Genomic DNA, 15,471 nt, shown 5'->3' on the forward strand with positions numbered 1-15,471 from the left:
CAGTATTCCAAGCTAATGAATCCTGATTTATTGGCAAAATCAGCGTATTACACTGTATGCTATATGCCCATTTGACAATTCCTAAGTATTGTTTGTTATTTTGAGTTTTTCACTAATAAACTGTTGCCACTGTTTTTACTACCGTTTAGAACTGAACTATTAAGTAGCCACCATGAACTCTTACACCAATAACGGATGAAAATAGGGACTAGAGACTAGAGGCTAGTAATTTTTACTCAGCACTCATGACTGTTTCAAGTTAGCAACAAAAAATACTTTACATCCTTGATGTAATATCTTAATTCAGATTTTACAACCAATACTACTGTTTATAGTCTGGTGATAACTATTGCTAGTTAAAGTATTTAGTCACAGTGGTTTTCGCGGCAAGCTTATCAGATATGACTTTAAGAGATAGAAAGCCAATATATACAATATCACATTTATTCCCAACTTGAATCGCTATTTTTTAAGATTTGCCGACAATTAGTTAACCTGTGATTTGAATAATAGGATTGCAAACTACCAAGATTAATTATGGTAAAAATGCCAAATTGTCACCGAAAACAAAACTACAGTGCGATCGCCAACGGTGGGCAGAACGTCATCTCTATGAGAGGCTGCGCCAACGCCAAGCAGTTAAATTACAGCTTATTACAGGCGACTATATCACCAATACTTGTAATATCACTGTGTTTGTCTGCTAGCTATGCCGCCAACGCCCAGACACCACTATCTGATGCTCAAGCCAATTCCAAATTAATTTCACAATCTGCCTCATCTGCTGGTAGCCAAATTTCCTTAAATGGTCGCAATCTGCCCGCAGCTTGGTGGCAGCAACCAGGAGGGACAAATCAAGTCAGAACATTCATCAGTGATGGTGCTTTGCGGCAATTGATAGGAATAGACTTATTAAGCAGCAACAATACAGCCAGGCAACCAATTCAGTGGTTTTCCGCAAGTAATCAATCATTAGTTTTAAATACGGCTCTATTGGCTGGCTATCGCTATCTTGATGTGACTAATTTAGCCCAAACCGCAGGATGGCAGATGCAAGTCCGAGGTAATACTTTAGTAATTACCACACCGCCAGCGCAAGTTAAAAATATTCGCCAAAGTCAACGACCTGCCATAGTTAGCAATAGTAGCCCTTTGCAAACAGCTCGCATTGTTTTGGATTTAGATCGCCCTACACCTTGGCAAGTCAGACAAGGATTACCAATCAAAACCCTACTTGATGATCCCAACAGCCCAGTTCCTAACGCATCTGCACCAGTTAACCGAGAGTGGACAATTGTCTTGGATGGTATAGCTGATGCTAGTTTAATTCAGCGATATACACCCTTACCTGCAACCCAGTCCCCAATCTTACAACCCAATCAGCTCAAACAATCACAGTCAAATCAAAGATTAGAGCCATTGATTCAAAAAGTAGAGGTGGTGAATAATCAGACTTTGATCAGTCTGAGCGTTCCATTGGATTTATCTCCCCAAATTAGCAGCATAGCTAATCCTAATCGCCTAGTAATTGATTTACGACCCGATGCTCTAAACACAAGAGATATCAACTGGGCTACAGGATTACGTTGGCGACAACAGTTGATCAATTTAGGTGCAGACCGATTTCCTGTAGTGTGGTTAGAAGTCAATCCCCGGACTGTGGGACTAACTTTAAAACCTATGGTGGCAACCGCAGGTACTTTAATAGGCACAGCCCCCATTATTCAAACAGCCCAAAGATATCTAGCTGTAGCCGCCATCAACGCTGGTTATTTTAACCGCAATAACAGATTACCCTTGGGTGCAGTGCGTCGGGATGGTCAATGGTTATCTAGTCCTATTCTCAACCGAGGTGCGATCGCCTGGAATGATTCTGGACAATTTCACTTTGGTCGCCTGACTCTACAAGAAACTTTAATTGCTGCTAATAACCTGCGATTACCAATTTTGTTTCTCAACAGTGGCTATGTACAAAGTGGTATTGCTCGTTACACCCCGGTTTGGGGGGAAACCTATACACCCCTAACAGACAATGAAATTGTCCTGGTTGTCCAAAAAGACCAAATCACCAATCAATTAGCAGGTGGTAAAGCTGGTCAAACTAACCTTCCCATTCCCAAAGACGGATATTTATTAACTTTACGTGGTAGCGCCACCAACACAGCATCTCAATTAGCTGTGGGTTCTGCTGTCCGTATCAGTAGCACCACTACGCCTGCTGAGTTTAATCGTTATCCCCACATTATCGGTGCTGGGCCTTTACTGCTGCAAAATAGTCAAATTGTCCTCGATGCTCAAGCCGAACAATTTAGTAAAGCCTTCATTGCCCAAAAGGCTAGTCGCAGTGGCATTTGCACAACTGCCAACGGTAGTTTGATGATTACTGCTGTACATAATCGCGCAGGTGGCCCTGGTCCCACTTTGGCAGAATACGCCCAATTAATGCAGCTGTTAGGCTGTGTAAATGCCCTCAACTTAGACGGCGGTAGTTCCACTAGTCTTTACCTAGGAGGACAACTACTAGACCGTTATCCTAACACTGCTGCTCGTGTACATAACGGTATTGGCATTTTCCTACAACCAAGGTAATAGGGAATTGGGACAGGAAGTATGGGGAAAATCCTTCCCTCATACTCCCCTGCTTCTTCCTAGTCCCCAGTCCCCAATCCCCAATCCCTTTTTAAAGTAGAGAATAAGCTGCCATTCAGCTTAATGAAGACTTGGTGTAGACCAATAATTTGAGCAAAGATTCCTTACCTATCAAAGTTTTGCTTTGCTATGTTTAGCAGAGAAAAACTAAATTGCTGATTTTCACGGTTGTAAAATTGCTCAGAAGTTTTCCATCAATTGTTAAGAGTTAAGAGTAATGACGGTTTGTTATGTCTACAAATGAGGTAACTATGGCTCAACATCAAGAAACCACAAAAACTAGCACTTTGACCCTATCGAGTGCGATCGCTAGCCGGGGTGTTGCTGCCACTGAACTGCGTCCTTGGGGTTCTTTCACCGTTTTAGAAGAAGGACGCGGTTATAAAATTAAGCGGATTGAAGTTAAGCCTGGACATCGCCTCAGTCTACAAATGCACCATCATCGCAGTGAACACTGGATTGTTGTCTCTGGTACTGCTAGGGTAGTGTGTGGTGACGAAGAAGTATTACTCAGCAATAATCAATCGACATACGTACCTCAGTGTACTGCCCACAGATTAGAGAATCCTGGAGTAATTCCTTTGGTACTGATTGAAGTTCAAAATGGCGAATATCTGGGTGAAGATGATATTATTCGCTACCAAGATGATTATGCCCGCACTGCCAATTAATTTTAGGGTGTAGGGGTTTAGGGCTGGGGAGATGAGACGAAGCAGGGAGCAGAGGGGCAGAGGGGCAGAGGAGACAAGGTAGATTTTTATCCAGTCCCCAATCCCCAATCCCCAGTCCCCAATCCCCAATTTTCAACTAATGACTTTTGTAGGCGATCCATCTGTAATACTTAGATATGGAGTTTTGGATCGGCTAAATTATATTTCATGATTCATGTGAGCCAAGCAGCAGCAACTGAAATCAGTCGCTTACGCGCAAAGCAACAACCAAACAAGTTTTTTCGGTTAGCAGTTAAATCCGGTGGCTGTTCCGGTTGGTTTTACGATATGTCTTTTGATGAACAGATCGAGGCAGGCGATCGCGTTTTTGAGGTTAACAGCCTGTCAGTAGTCATAGATGCCACCAGCTGGGATTACGTCAATGGGTTAGCAATAGATTATTCAGAGGATTTGATGGGTGGAGGTTTTCGCTTTCATAATCCTCAAGCTGTTGTTACCTGTGGCTGTGGCAATTCCTTCTCTACTACTCCAACGGTGGCTTAAGCAAAAAATTAAAAATAAATAATCTGAGAGTTTGACATAAAAGCATAAAAAAAGATATAATCAGGATTTGTTAAAACTTAGACTAGCAATCAGCTTCACGCGCTGTTACTCATGCCAACAATACAGCAATTAATACGTAGCGAACGCGAAAAAGCGCGTCAGAAAACCAAGTCACCGGCTCTCAAGCAATGCCCCCAGCGTCGGGGCGTTTGTACCAGAGTATATACGACTACACCTAAAAAACCCAACTCGGCTCTGCGTAAAGTAGCAAGAGTAAGACTGACCTCTGGATTTGAAGTGACAGCTTACATCCCCGGAATTGGCCACAACTTACAAGAACACTCAGTTGTGATGATTCGTGGTGGTCGGGTTAAGGATCTGCCTGGTGTGAGATATCACATAATTCGTGGCACCTTGGATACAGCTGGAGTAAAAGACCGTAAACAAGGTCGTTCCAAATATGGAACCAAGCGTCCCAAAGAAGCGAAAAAATAGGAATAGCGATTAATCGTTAACTCATGCGATTGATCGCTTGACCATAAAGCGCCAAAAATCAATAACCATGAAAGGCGCTAGTTCTGAAACAGTATTAATTACTTATAAAATCCCTGTTTCCAGAAATTTGGTAAAGCTTCTACTTCAAACCTACTACTCAGCGAGCAAGTGTAGGTAGCATAAGAAATGTTGTAAGCGGCAGCAGCATTTATTTTTGCACCCTAGATTACTCAGACTATTGTCGCTTTGTGTTCTCAGTTGAGAAGTCTAGAACAAATTAGGGTCACTGCAACCGTAGAGCCAACCATTGCGGAACCTCATCTGTAGCCGCAAAGCTCAGAGAATCCGCCGTCTGATAGCATATAATTTCGTTGCCAAATCTGAATTTAAGGTTAAAGTATGTCTCGTCGTGGTGTTACTCAAAGGCGGCCAGTTCCGTCTGACTCCGTGTACAATAGTCGGCTTGTGAGCATGATCATCCGACGGGTGATGCGTCATGGCAAAAAATCATTGGCTGCACGCATTGTCTATGATGCTTTAAAAACTATAGAGGAACGTACTGGTAACAATGCACTAGAAGTGTTTGAAAGAGCAGTACGCAACGCCACCCCTCTAGTAGAAGTAAAAGCTCGTCGGGTTGGTGGTGCAACCTATCAAGTACCAATGGAAGTACGTTCAGAACGGGGTATTACCCTCGCCCTGCGTTGGCTGGTACAATTTTCTAGGTCTAGACCTGGACGCACAATGGCTAGCAGATTAGCTAACGAATTACTAGATGCTGCCAATGAAACAGGCAACGCTATTCGTAAGCGGGAAGAAACACACCGGATGGCGGAAGCAAACAAAGCTTTTGCACACTATCGTTACTAAGTAAAATAGCGGTATATCGTGCCTCCCAAAGCGGTATATCGCAGAATTACACAAGCAAAGACGGTTTTCCGTAAGAGTATAGAATCTTAACAAAGAGTAATATACAAGATATCATGAGGCAAAAACCATAGGAGGATACTGTGGCACGTACAAACCCGCTAGAGAAAGTACGCAATATCGGTATTGCGGCGCACATAGATGCGGGCAAAACAACGACAACAGAGAGAATATTATTTTACTCTGGAATAATTCATAAAATTGGGGAAGTCCACGAAGGAACTGCTGTAACTGACTGGATGGATCAAGAGCGGGAGCGGGGGATTACCATCACTGCTGCGGCGATCAGTACCAGCTGGAAAGATCATCAAATTAACATTATCGATACTCCAGGCCACGTAGACTTCACCATTGAAGTTGAACGTTCTATGCGGGTGTTGGATGGTGTAATTGCAGTATTTTGCTCTGTAGGTGGTGTACAACCCCAATCAGAAACAGTGTGGCGGCAAGCAGATCGCTACAAAGTGCCTCGGATTGCCTTTATTAACAAGATGGATCGCACAGGCGCGAACTTTTATAGAGTTCACGAACAAATGCGCGATCGCCTACGGGCTAATGCCATTGCTATTCAACTGCCCATTGGTAGCGAAAACGAATTCAAAGGCATTGTAGACTTGGTAAGAAAGCGGGCGTATATCTATACCAATGACCAAGGTACAGATATCCAAGAAGCTGATATTCCGGCGGATATGCAAGAGCAAACCGAAGAGTACTATACCAAGTTAATAGAAGCAGTTGCCGAAACCGACGACGCGCTGATGAACAAGTACTTCGAGGGTGAAGCACTTACAGAAGAAGAAATCCGTACTGCTTTGCGTAAAGGTACAATCGCCGGTGCGATTGTACCCGTACTCTGTGGTTCAGCCTTTAAAAACAAAGGCGTGCAGTTAATGTTGGATGCAGTTGTAGATTATCTGCCCGCACCAACAGAAGTACCTCCCATTCAAGGTACACTCGCCAATGGTGATACCGTCGAGCGCCGAGCTGATGATGATGAACCCCTAGCGGCGCTGGCATTTAAAATTATGGCTGACCCCTACGGTCGCCTCACCTTTGTACGTGTCTACTCTGGCGTTCTGAAAAAAGGTAGCTATGTATTAAACGCTACCAAAAACAAGAAAGAAAGAATTTCCCGTTTAGTAATCTTAAAAGCAGATGAACGTCAAGATGTAGAAGAGCTACGTGCAGGTGATTTAGGCGCTGCATTGGGTTTAAAGGAAACCTTGACAGGTGATACTATCACTGATGAAGGCGCACCAGTAATTCTGGAATCCCTATTCATTCCAGAGCCTGTAATCTCGGTAGCGGTTGAACCCAAAACCAAGAACGACATGGATAAGCTATCCAAGGCTCTGCAATCTCTCTCAGAAGAAGACCCGACCTTCCGCGTCAACGTTGACCCAGAAACCAACCAAACTGTAATTGCAGGGATGGGTGAACTCCATCTAGAAATTCTGGTAGACCGGATGTTGCGCGAATTTAAAGTAGAGGCGAACGTGGGTGCGCCACAGGTAGCTTACCGAGAAACGATTCGTAAACCAGTTACCAACGTAGAAGGTAAGTTCATCCGTCAAAGTGGTGGTAAAGGTCAATACGGTCACGTTGTAATCAATTTGGAACCAGGAGAACCTGGTACAGGCTTTGAATTCGTCTCAAAAATTGTTGGTGGTGTAGTACCTAAAGAGTACATTGGACCTGCCGAACAAGGTATGAAAGAAAGCTGTGAATCTGGTATTTTAGCTGGATATCCACTAATTGATGTCAAAGCGACGTTAGTTCATGGCTCTTACCACGATGTAGACTCTTCGGAAATGGCTTTTAAAATTGCTGGATCAATGGCAATGAAAGAAGCTGTACTGAAAGCTTCACCAGTATTGTTAGAGCCTGTAATGAAAGTTGAGGTGGAAGTTCCTGAAGACTTTATTGGGAACGTGATTGGCGACCTCATCTCTCGTCGGGGGCAGATTGAGAGCCAAAGCACTGAACAGGGACTCGCTAAAGTGGCATCAAAAGTTCCACTGGCGACCATGTTTGGCTACGCTACCGATATCCGGTCGAAAACCCAAGGTCGGGGTATCTTTACGATGGAGTTCAGCCACTACGAAGAGGTACCTCGTAACGTGGCTGAGGCAATTATCGCAAAAAGCAAAGGGAACGCTTAATTAAAAAAGGAAACGAGCATTCATGGCACGCGCAAAGTTTGAAAGGAATAAACCCCACGTTAACATCGGTACTGTTGGCCACGTTGACCACGGTAAAACTACTTTAACAGCAGCTATTACCATGACCTTGGCTGCTTTGGGTAAAGCTGAAGCTAAAGCTTACGACCAAATCGATAACGCACCCGAAGAAAAAGCACGGGGTATTACAATTAACACTGCTCACGTTGAGTATGAAACTGACAGACGGCACTATGCTCACGTAGATTGTCCCGGACACGCTGACTATGTGAAAAATATGATCACTGGTGCAGCACAAATGGATGGGGCTATCCTCGTGGTAGCTGCTACTGATGGTCCTATGCCCCAAACTCGTGAACACATTCTGTTAGCACGTCAGGTAGGTGTACCTAACCTAGTAGTCTTCTTGAACAAGGAAGACATGGTGGACGACGAAGAATTGCTAGAGTTGGTGGAACTAGAAGTTCGGGAACTGCTCTCTAGCTATGACTTCGATGGTGACAATATTCCCGTTGTTAAAGGTTCTGGTCTGCAAGCTTTAGAAGCTATGGTCAAGAACCCCAAAACCCAACGTGGTGAAAATCCTTGGGTAGACAAAATCTATGCATTGATGGATGCTGTAGATTCTTACATTCCCGACCCAGAGCGTGATGTTGACAAGCCTTTCTTGATGGCTGTAGAAGACGTATTCTCCATCACAGGTCGTGGTACTGTAGCTACCGGACGGATTGAACGTGGTAAGGTCAAAGTCGGCGATGTTGTGGAATTAGTAGGTATCAGAGATACCCGTAACACCACCGTCACCGGGATTGAAATGTTCAAGAAGAGTCTCGATGAAGGTATGGCTGGTGATAACGCGGGTGTACTACTGCGCGGTATTCAAAAGGCTGATATCGAACGGGGTATGGTAATTGCTAAACCCGGTTCTATTACTCCTCACACCCAATTTGAAGGTGAAGTATACGTACTCACTGAAAAAGAAGGTGGTCGGAAAACACCCTTCTTCTCTGGCTACCGTCCCCAGTTTTATGTACGGACAACTGATGTAACCGGCACAATTACAGCCTTCACTTCTGATGATGGTAGTGAAGCAGAAATGGTGATGCCCGGCGATCGCATCAAGATGACAGTAGAATTGATTAACCCAATCGCGATTGAGCAAGGTATGCGCTTTGCGATTCGTGAAGGTGGTCGCACCATCGGTGCTGGTGTCGTCTCAAAAATCCTCAAATAGTACGTTTTTACCCTAATAACCAAGAGCAGAGATGGTAAAACGCCTCTCTGCTCTTTTATCTGAACTGAATTTGTAGGAGTGGGGCGTAGGGAATAGAGAGTAAGGTAAAAGCAAAATCTACTACTCCCAAATCCCCAGTCCCCAATCCCCAATCCCCTAACTTCATCCGAACCAGGAAAATTTAAGATGGCAACTCTACAGCAGCAGAAAATTAGAATTCGTTTACAAGCTTTTGACCGTCGATTATTGGATACATCTTGCGAGAAGATTGTAGACACAGCTAACCGGACTAACGCTACAGCTATAGGCCCGATTCCTTTACCGACAAAACGGAAAATTTACTGCGTGCTGCGATCTCCTCACGTAGACAAAGATTCACGGGAACATTTTGAAACCCGTACCCATCGCCGGATTATTGACATCTACCAACCTTCTTCTAAAACCATTGATGCTCTGATGAAGCTCGATTTACCATCGGGTGTGGACATTGAAGTAAAACTTTAATTTTTAATCAAAAAGCCCTGAGATAAATTTCTTCAGGGCTTTTTATTAGCTGTAAAACAGATGTTAGAATGTAAACAAAATACGGGAAAAGCAGAGATCAGTAAATTTTATAGAATTAAATTTATACTTAGGTAACAATGACATCTTCTTCTAAAATAGCAGTTCGTGAACTACCTCTGTTCCCGTTACCCGAAGTAGTTCTGTTTCCTACTAGACCTCTTCCCCTGCATATTTTTGAGTTTCGCTACCGAATCATGATGAACACGATTTTGGAAAGCGATCGCAGGTTCGGTGTGTTAATGTTTGACCCCATCAAAGGTACGATTGCGAACGTTGGCTGTTGTGCAGAAATTATTCACTACCAACGCCTACCAGATGACCGCATGAAGATGCTTACCTTGGGACAACAGAGGTTTCGGGTTCTAGAGTACGTTCGAGAAAAGCCTTACCGTGTTGGTTTAGTGGAATGGATAGAAGACCAAGCACCAAGTAAAGATTTACGGCCTTTGGCTACGGAAGTGGGACAACTGCTGCGTGATGTTGTTAGGCTTTCCGCTAAGTTAACCGAACAAAATATAGAACTGCCAGAAGAGTTGCCTGACTTACCAACAGAGCTATCTTATTGGGTAGCTAGTAACCTTTACGGTGTCGCCAGCGAGCAGCAGTCATTACTAGAAATGCAAGATACTGCTACTCGCCTAGAACGGGAATCAGAAATTTTGACCACTACTCGAAATCATTTGGCGGCTCGTTCTGTACTGAAAGACACCTTTAATCAGAAATTATAACTTCCTACTTTTACAAGAGTTGTTGATTGTCAAATCACAACTCTTGTGTACTGATTGGCACTAAACTATAACTACCAAATATTTTTAAAACTTCTGTGTAGGCATTTATTTCCCCTAACGCAGATTGCATTTTTGGCGTATCGACAGCAGCCTCTAAGTCAATAAAAAATAAATACTCTCCTAGCGATCGCTTTGTCGGCCGTGACTCAATCCGACTGAGGTTAATCCCTAGTTGAGCAAATACTTGCAATGGTTTCATCAATGCCCCTGGTACGTTAGCCGGGACACTAAAAGCGATAGATGTGTGACTAGGGTTTTGTACGGGGAAATGCTGAATAATATCTGATGCTGTCTGACTAATTACCCAAAAGCGTGTGCAGTTTTCTGGATAATCATTAATATTATTAGCTAAAATCGGCAAGTTGTAAATTTGAGCAGCTCTAGCAGAGGCGATCGCGGCTGTTGTTAAGTCATGTTGTAAAGTTTGTAATGCTTCAGTGGTAGAATTACTAGGAATTAATTGTACAGTGGGTAAAAACTCTCCCAACCAATTCTGGCACTGCGCCAAGCCTTGGGGATGGGAATAAACAGTTTTAATCCTATCTAAGCTAGTTGCACAAGAAATTAACGCGTGGGCAATGGGCATCACCAAAGCTGATTTGATTCGCAAACTGTCTATTTGCCATAGCGTATCCATTGTCATGGTGACGCTGCCCTCAATAGAATTTTCGACAGGCACAACAGCTAACTGGGTTTCTCCTTGGGCTACGGCTTTTAATGACTGGGCAATACTAGGATAGGGGCGTAAAACAGTTTCCATGCCTGTATTTTGTGTGAGCCATTTTACATAGATAATAGTGGCTTGTTCTGCATAAGTCCCAGGTGGTCCTAAATGGGCAATTGATAGAGTCACAGCATTGATTCCTTAGTTATTTCTGATGACGGAGTACTGAATTTTTGTATTCTTAATACATACTTTTTAGAGAATTTACTGCCTTTAGACTAAGTGATCAGAATAAATTAAATGCCATTATTTACATATTTTTATTTGCCCAGCCTTGCCCTAAATGTATGGTAAACCGTCTTAAATGTTACCAGGTTTTTAGGTTATTAATACCAGTTCTCTTTGAAGCTGCACCTTATTTTGGCTCATCTCAACTTCCCTGCGAGTTCGGGGAAGCACCCCAGGCTATGGGGTTGTTTCTACGCGTCTTAACATAGAAATGGTATAAGAAGTTAATAATGTTTTTTGAACGAAAAATAATTTATATTTGAGATATAATATATTTTTAAAGAAAATATTGCCAAACATTGTAATAACTAATGATCACCATAAGTAAATATAGTTTTTATAATCAATTTAGGTTCAGTCAAATAATTCTTTCCTGAATAAAAACAATAAAATCATAATTTCATCAATAATAAAAATATCAAACAATTCGTATTACTAACTCATGGCTACCAAGTTTACTGCCTCCCAATCGGTAGAAATTGCTGTTCCTCATCAGCCTATTCCTATTCAGCACTACTTGCGTCAGCCGCAACGCCTAGTTAATGCTTTGGTTGATCAAAAGCGCATTCACCAGCTATCTGAGGAAGTATTTCGCTTAAAAATGCGTCCTTTGGCTTTTATGTCACTCAGTATTCAGCCGACTGTAGACATGAGAGTTTGGGCAGAATCAAACGGCATAATTTATCTGCGATCGGTAGGTTGTGAAATTCTTGGTTTTGAATACATTAATCAGCGATTCTCTTTAAACTTACGAGGACATTTATCTCCATACCAAATAAATATGGATACGCATCTGCAAGGTAGAGCTGATTTAGAAGTGCAAGTGGATTTGCCACCACCTTTTTCCCTTACTCCTAAACCAATCCTAGAAGCAACTGGTAATGGCTTACTCAAGAGTGTATTGTTAACAGTTAAGCAAAGATTAATGCACCAACTCTTAGAAGATTATCGTCAATGGGTAATTTCACAAACCCAAGGACAACCCTTGGATAATGATGTTGCTAATTTGCCAATACTGAATATAGAGTGATTTTTTACTCATTCAACAGTGAAATTTTTAAGTAAATCGGATTAGTCAATTCTGGAATAAATTATGTCATGAAATTCTGCGGGGAGGTGTTCTACTGTTAGTAAAAAACACCTCCCCAAAATATTATTTAGCTCTGGAATTTAATTTGGCAAGGTCGAAAAGACTTACGGTGTAGATATGAGGGTCCATATTTTTGCAATGCCAACAGATGCTTTTGACTGCCATACCCCTTGTTATTATCTAAGTCATACATGGGATATTTAGTAGCTAAACGCAGTATCAAATCGTCACGCCAAACTTTAGCCACAATACTGGCTGCTGCAATATTCAGCGATCGCTCATCTCCTTTGACGATGGTTTGCTGTGGTATCAGTAAGTCTTTTACCAACTGATTACCGTCCACCAAGCACAATGCAGGCTGTACTTTTAACTTTTGTACAGCCCGCTTCATCGCTAACAGCGTTGCTTGCAAAATATTGATTTGATCGATTTCAGCAGTTGAGGCATAACCAATTTTCCAGTCTGTTGCTATCACACAAATTTGCTGTGCTAGCTGAACTCGGCGAGAACTAGATAACTTTTTACTATCTCTAATCTCAGCTGCTATCAGTTCTGGAAAAGCAGAAACTGGTAGTATGACTGCTGCTGCTACCACAGGTCCGAACAAGCAGCCCCGCCCTACTTCATCTACCCCAGCAATTAACCCTGAAATATTGGCAAAATCATCAGAAAACTCCAGCCAACTGATTGCATCTAGGAGTGCTGGCGATCGCTCTGCCTTAGCAGTTTGCTTCATCTTGACCATATAGACAGGTTAACTATCTTCTGTGCTAGAGCTGTCTGACTCGACCGCAGAGGAACGACGACGACGACGACGATTACTATTATTGGCTTCAGTCTCTTCAGGGTTTGTCAAACTTGCTACCGCTTTGGTGGGAACAGTTGGGGTTTCAGTTGTAGGTGTGGGTAAGACTTTTCTCGTTAACTTCACTTCTGGTGTGCTAACTTCTGTGCTTTCTGTTTCCACAGTAGTTTTATGTGCAGTTACCTCAGTGGATTCATTAACTTTCTGCCCTGGCTGAATAATATTAATAATTACAGATTTAGGATTTTTGACCTCCTGTTCTAACTTAATCAGAGGAGAAACCCCCATTAAGGCAAAAATATCCTGTTCTGGCTGAGTCATCTCTACAGTTTTTATTTCCGGTGGTTCTACCACAGGTTTAATTGGTTCTGCTTTAGTGACTTTGGTGCGTTCTGACCTTTCAGTCCAACCAGATTTGCCCAGGTTTGGTGGTGGAATTTCTGGTGTATTACCCAGTTCTACATCATTATCCAGGTCTAAATCTGAATCATTCATGAAACCCAAAGGATTATTAGTAATGCGGGCTTCATCTTTGCCATTTGCACCATTGATGCCAATTCGACTACGGCGAGTGCGGGTACGACGTTTGTTGTGATCGTTGAGTTCTTGATAGCTGGGATGATTAACTAAATTTAAAGCACCCAAATCAGAGTCGCCCTCAAAGCTTTCACCGAATCCATCGTAGTTTTCCCGCATATCTGTTAAGCGAGCCACTGGTATCCGGGGTTCTCTTTGAGGCAGAGGTACAAATCTGTCGGGTACTTCCACTGGTGTAGGTAAGCGACTTTCGGTTTCACCAGGTAACCGGACTGTATGTCCTAAACCACTACAGGTGGGGCAAGTTTCCCCAAACAATTCGTAAATATTTTGACCTTGACGTTTGCGTGTTAATTCGACTAAACCCAGCTCCGTCAGTTGAGCAATTTGGGGACGAGCTTTGTCTGCTCTCAGGGCTTTATTAAAGTGTTCTAAAACTTGCAATTGGTCGCGCCGTGATTCCATATCAATAAAATCAACAACAATGACCCCAGCAATATTTCTTAAGCGCAGTTGGCGAGCAATTTCTGTGGCAGCTTCGCAGTTTGTCCACAACACAGTTTCTCTAGCTGTTGCCGATCGCGTGAAGGAACCAGAGTTAACATCTATGACAGTTAATGCTTCTGTTGGCTCAATGATGATATAGCCGCCGGAAGGCAGGTCTACTCGTGGTTTGAGGGCTTCGCGAATGGCGGCGTTGATGCGGAAATACTCTAAAATGGGGGAGCGATCGCGATGATGATCAATTAATAATCCCTGCGGTGTTTGGCCTCCACTCCAGTTTTGCAAATATTGCTTAACCCGCTTCAAACCAGTGCTGGAATCCACCACAATCCGATTCACATCCGCGCCATACATATCTCGCAGTACACGCTGGATAAAATCATCGTCCCTATTGAGTAATGCTGGCGCACGAGTGGATTGAGCTTCTTGCTGAATGGCTTCCCACTGCTTTTGCAGCACTTCCAAGTCTTCAATAATTGCTTCTTCTGGCTTACCTTCTGCCTCTGTCCGCACTAGCAAACCCATACCTGCGGGTTTGATTAAAATTGCTAATGCTCGCAAACGGTTACGCTCAGTTTCGCTTTTAATCCGCCGTGATAAATTTACACCTCTGCCATAGGGCATTAGTACCACATAGCGCCCTGGTAAAGTGATATTACCTGTGAGCCTTGGACCTTTAGTTCCCGTTGGCTCTTTCATCACTTGCACCAGCACTTTTTGTTGTGGTGCTAACAGCTCTGTAATTGCTGCTGCTGTGCGCTTTAGTCTGAGTGGTCCTAAATCAGTGACATGAATAAAGCCATTACGTTCTGGATCACCAATATTTACAAAAGCCGCATCAATTCCCGGCAATACGTTTTCTACTACACCTAAGTAGATATCACCGATTTGATGATGGCCTGTGGCTACAACAAGTTCTTGGATTTGATCTTCCGAAAATACAGCAGCAATCTGATGCTGCTCCGCGATAATAATTTGTTTTGGCATTCAATTTCCTCAAAAATCGGCAGCGCCAACGGACTTGGAGGTTTGTTATGCCTCTCGCCCCTGCCAGCCTCCAAAGACGCTGTTAATAATAAAAATTGTGAAGCTGTGCTTCCAAATTAAAGAGCTATTGGCTATGGAATTGCGTTGACACGCCTGATTCTTCCAGAACGGCTGCATATTGTTTAAGCACATAAATCAACCGTCCTTGGTTGATTTTTGATGTAATACCTTCACCCTCTGGGGAGTAGGCATTCAGCAGTTGTTTTAAAAAGCATAGATAGAGAAGCCGACTTAGCCTGCTGTTAATTACCGATTCACAAGGTAGCTATAGAGAGAGTGTGCTTTAATTCACCTTAGTTTGTCTGGGATAACATCCTAGAAATTACACTCTAATATCTTGCTCTTGCTCCCTGATTACCAGGGTAGTAGTGAACCAGTGTGTTCAATGCAGCGCCAGAAAATTTCTCTTCATTTCATTCTAACGCAACCTTGCTAAAAATCAATTTCTACGATGTGCTATAACAAGGCAACTACTAGCAAGTTGC

General features: G+C 43.0%; 13 protein-coding genes. 10 read left to right on the top strand and 3 right to left on the bottom strand.

From position 1 onward, the window contains the following. Positions 1-537: 537 nt before the first annotated feature. From NOS7524_RS20515 to NOS7524_RS20555, 9 genes are all read left to right on the top strand, one after another. Positions 538-2,589, top strand: a complete 2,052-nt coding sequence (locus tag NOS7524_RS20515) for a phosphodiester glycosidase family protein (RefSeq protein WP_015140397.1) — start codon at positions 538-540, stop codon at positions 2,587-2,589. Between the two features lie 311 nt (positions 2,590-2,900). Then, entirely contained in the window at positions 2,901-3,320 is a 420-nt protein-coding gene (locus tag NOS7524_RS20520) for a phosphomannose isomerase type II C-terminal cupin domain (protein WP_015140398.1), read from the top strand. Positions 3,321-3,527: 207 nt separating this feature from the next. Further along, positions 3,528-3,863, top strand: coding sequence for a HesB/IscA family protein (locus NOS7524_RS20525; RefSeq protein ID WP_015140399.1), 336 nt, complete (start codon positions 3,528-3,530; stop codon positions 3,861-3,863). Positions 3,864-3,974: 111 nt separating this feature from the next. Next, positions 3,975-4,358, top strand: a complete 384-nt coding sequence (rpsL, locus tag NOS7524_RS20530) for a 30S ribosomal protein S12 (protein ID WP_015140400.1) — start codon at positions 3,975-3,977, stop codon at positions 4,356-4,358. 399 nt (positions 4,359-4,757) lie between these two features. Next, positions 4,758-5,228 (top strand): 30S ribosomal protein S7, encoded by a 471-nt coding sequence (rpsG, locus tag NOS7524_RS20535; RefSeq protein ID WP_015140401.1) that lies wholly within the window; start codon positions 4,758-4,760, stop codon positions 5,226-5,228. Positions 5,229-5,368: 140 nt separating this feature from the next. Further along, a complete protein-coding gene (fusA, locus tag NOS7524_RS20540; protein ID WP_015140402.1) occupies positions 5,369-7,447 on the top strand; it encodes an elongation factor G in 2,079 nt (692 codons plus the stop codon). Positions 7,448-7,469: 22 nt separating this feature from the next. Beyond that, on the top strand, positions 7,470-8,699 hold the full coding sequence (gene tuf / locus NOS7524_RS20545; RefSeq protein WP_015140403.1) for an elongation factor Tu: 1,230 nt from the start codon (positions 7,470-7,472) through the stop codon (positions 8,697-8,699). A gap of 186 nt (positions 8,700-8,885) precedes the next feature. After that, positions 8,886-9,203: a 30S ribosomal protein S10 gene (gene rpsJ / locus NOS7524_RS20550; protein WP_010998474.1), complete on the top strand. Its 318-nt coding sequence runs from the start codon at positions 8,886-8,888 to the stop codon at positions 9,201-9,203. Positions 9,204-9,340: 137 nt separating this feature from the next. Continuing rightward, positions 9,341-9,991 carry an LON peptidase substrate-binding domain-containing protein gene (locus tag NOS7524_RS20555; RefSeq protein ID WP_015140404.1) on the top strand — a complete coding sequence of 217 codons (651 nt, stop codon included), beginning with the start codon at positions 9,341-9,343 and terminating at the stop codon, positions 9,989-9,991. Positions 9,992-10,025: 34 nt separating this feature from the next. Here the strand turns inward: NOS7524_RS20555 and pheA are convergent, their stop codons facing one another. Continuing rightward, the gene (pheA, locus tag NOS7524_RS20560) at positions 10,026-10,904 is read right to left on the bottom strand and encodes a prephenate dehydratase (RefSeq protein ID WP_015140405.1); all 879 of its coding nucleotides are present in this window, start codon (positions 10,902-10,904) and stop codon (positions 10,026-10,028) included. A 541-nt stretch (positions 10,905-11,445) separates the two neighbouring features. On the opposite strand from pheA, the gene NOS7524_RS20565 reads away from it, so the two are divergent. Then, on the top strand, positions 11,446-12,033 hold the full coding sequence (locus NOS7524_RS20565; protein ID WP_015140407.1) for a DUF1997 domain-containing protein: 588 nt from the start codon (positions 11,446-11,448) through the stop codon (positions 12,031-12,033). Positions 12,034-12,160: 127 nt separating this feature from the next. Here NOS7524_RS20565 and NOS7524_RS20570 read toward each other — a convergent pair whose 3' ends face one another. Next, positions 12,161-12,838: a ribonuclease HII gene (locus tag NOS7524_RS20570; RefSeq protein ID WP_015140408.1), complete on the bottom strand. Its 678-nt coding sequence runs from the start codon at positions 12,836-12,838 to the stop codon at positions 12,161-12,163. Between the two features lie 9 nt (positions 12,839-12,847). Beyond that, positions 12,848-14,926, bottom strand: coding sequence for an Rne/Rng family ribonuclease (locus NOS7524_RS20575; protein ID WP_015140409.1), 2,079 nt, complete (start codon positions 14,924-14,926; stop codon positions 12,848-12,850). Positions 14,927-15,471: the final 545 nt, after the last annotated feature.

This window comes from Nostoc sp. PCC 7524, assembly GCF_000316645.1.
In the GTDB taxonomy this organism is placed as follows: Bacteria; Cyanobacteriota; Cyanobacteriia; order Cyanobacteriales; family Nostocaceae; genus Trichormus.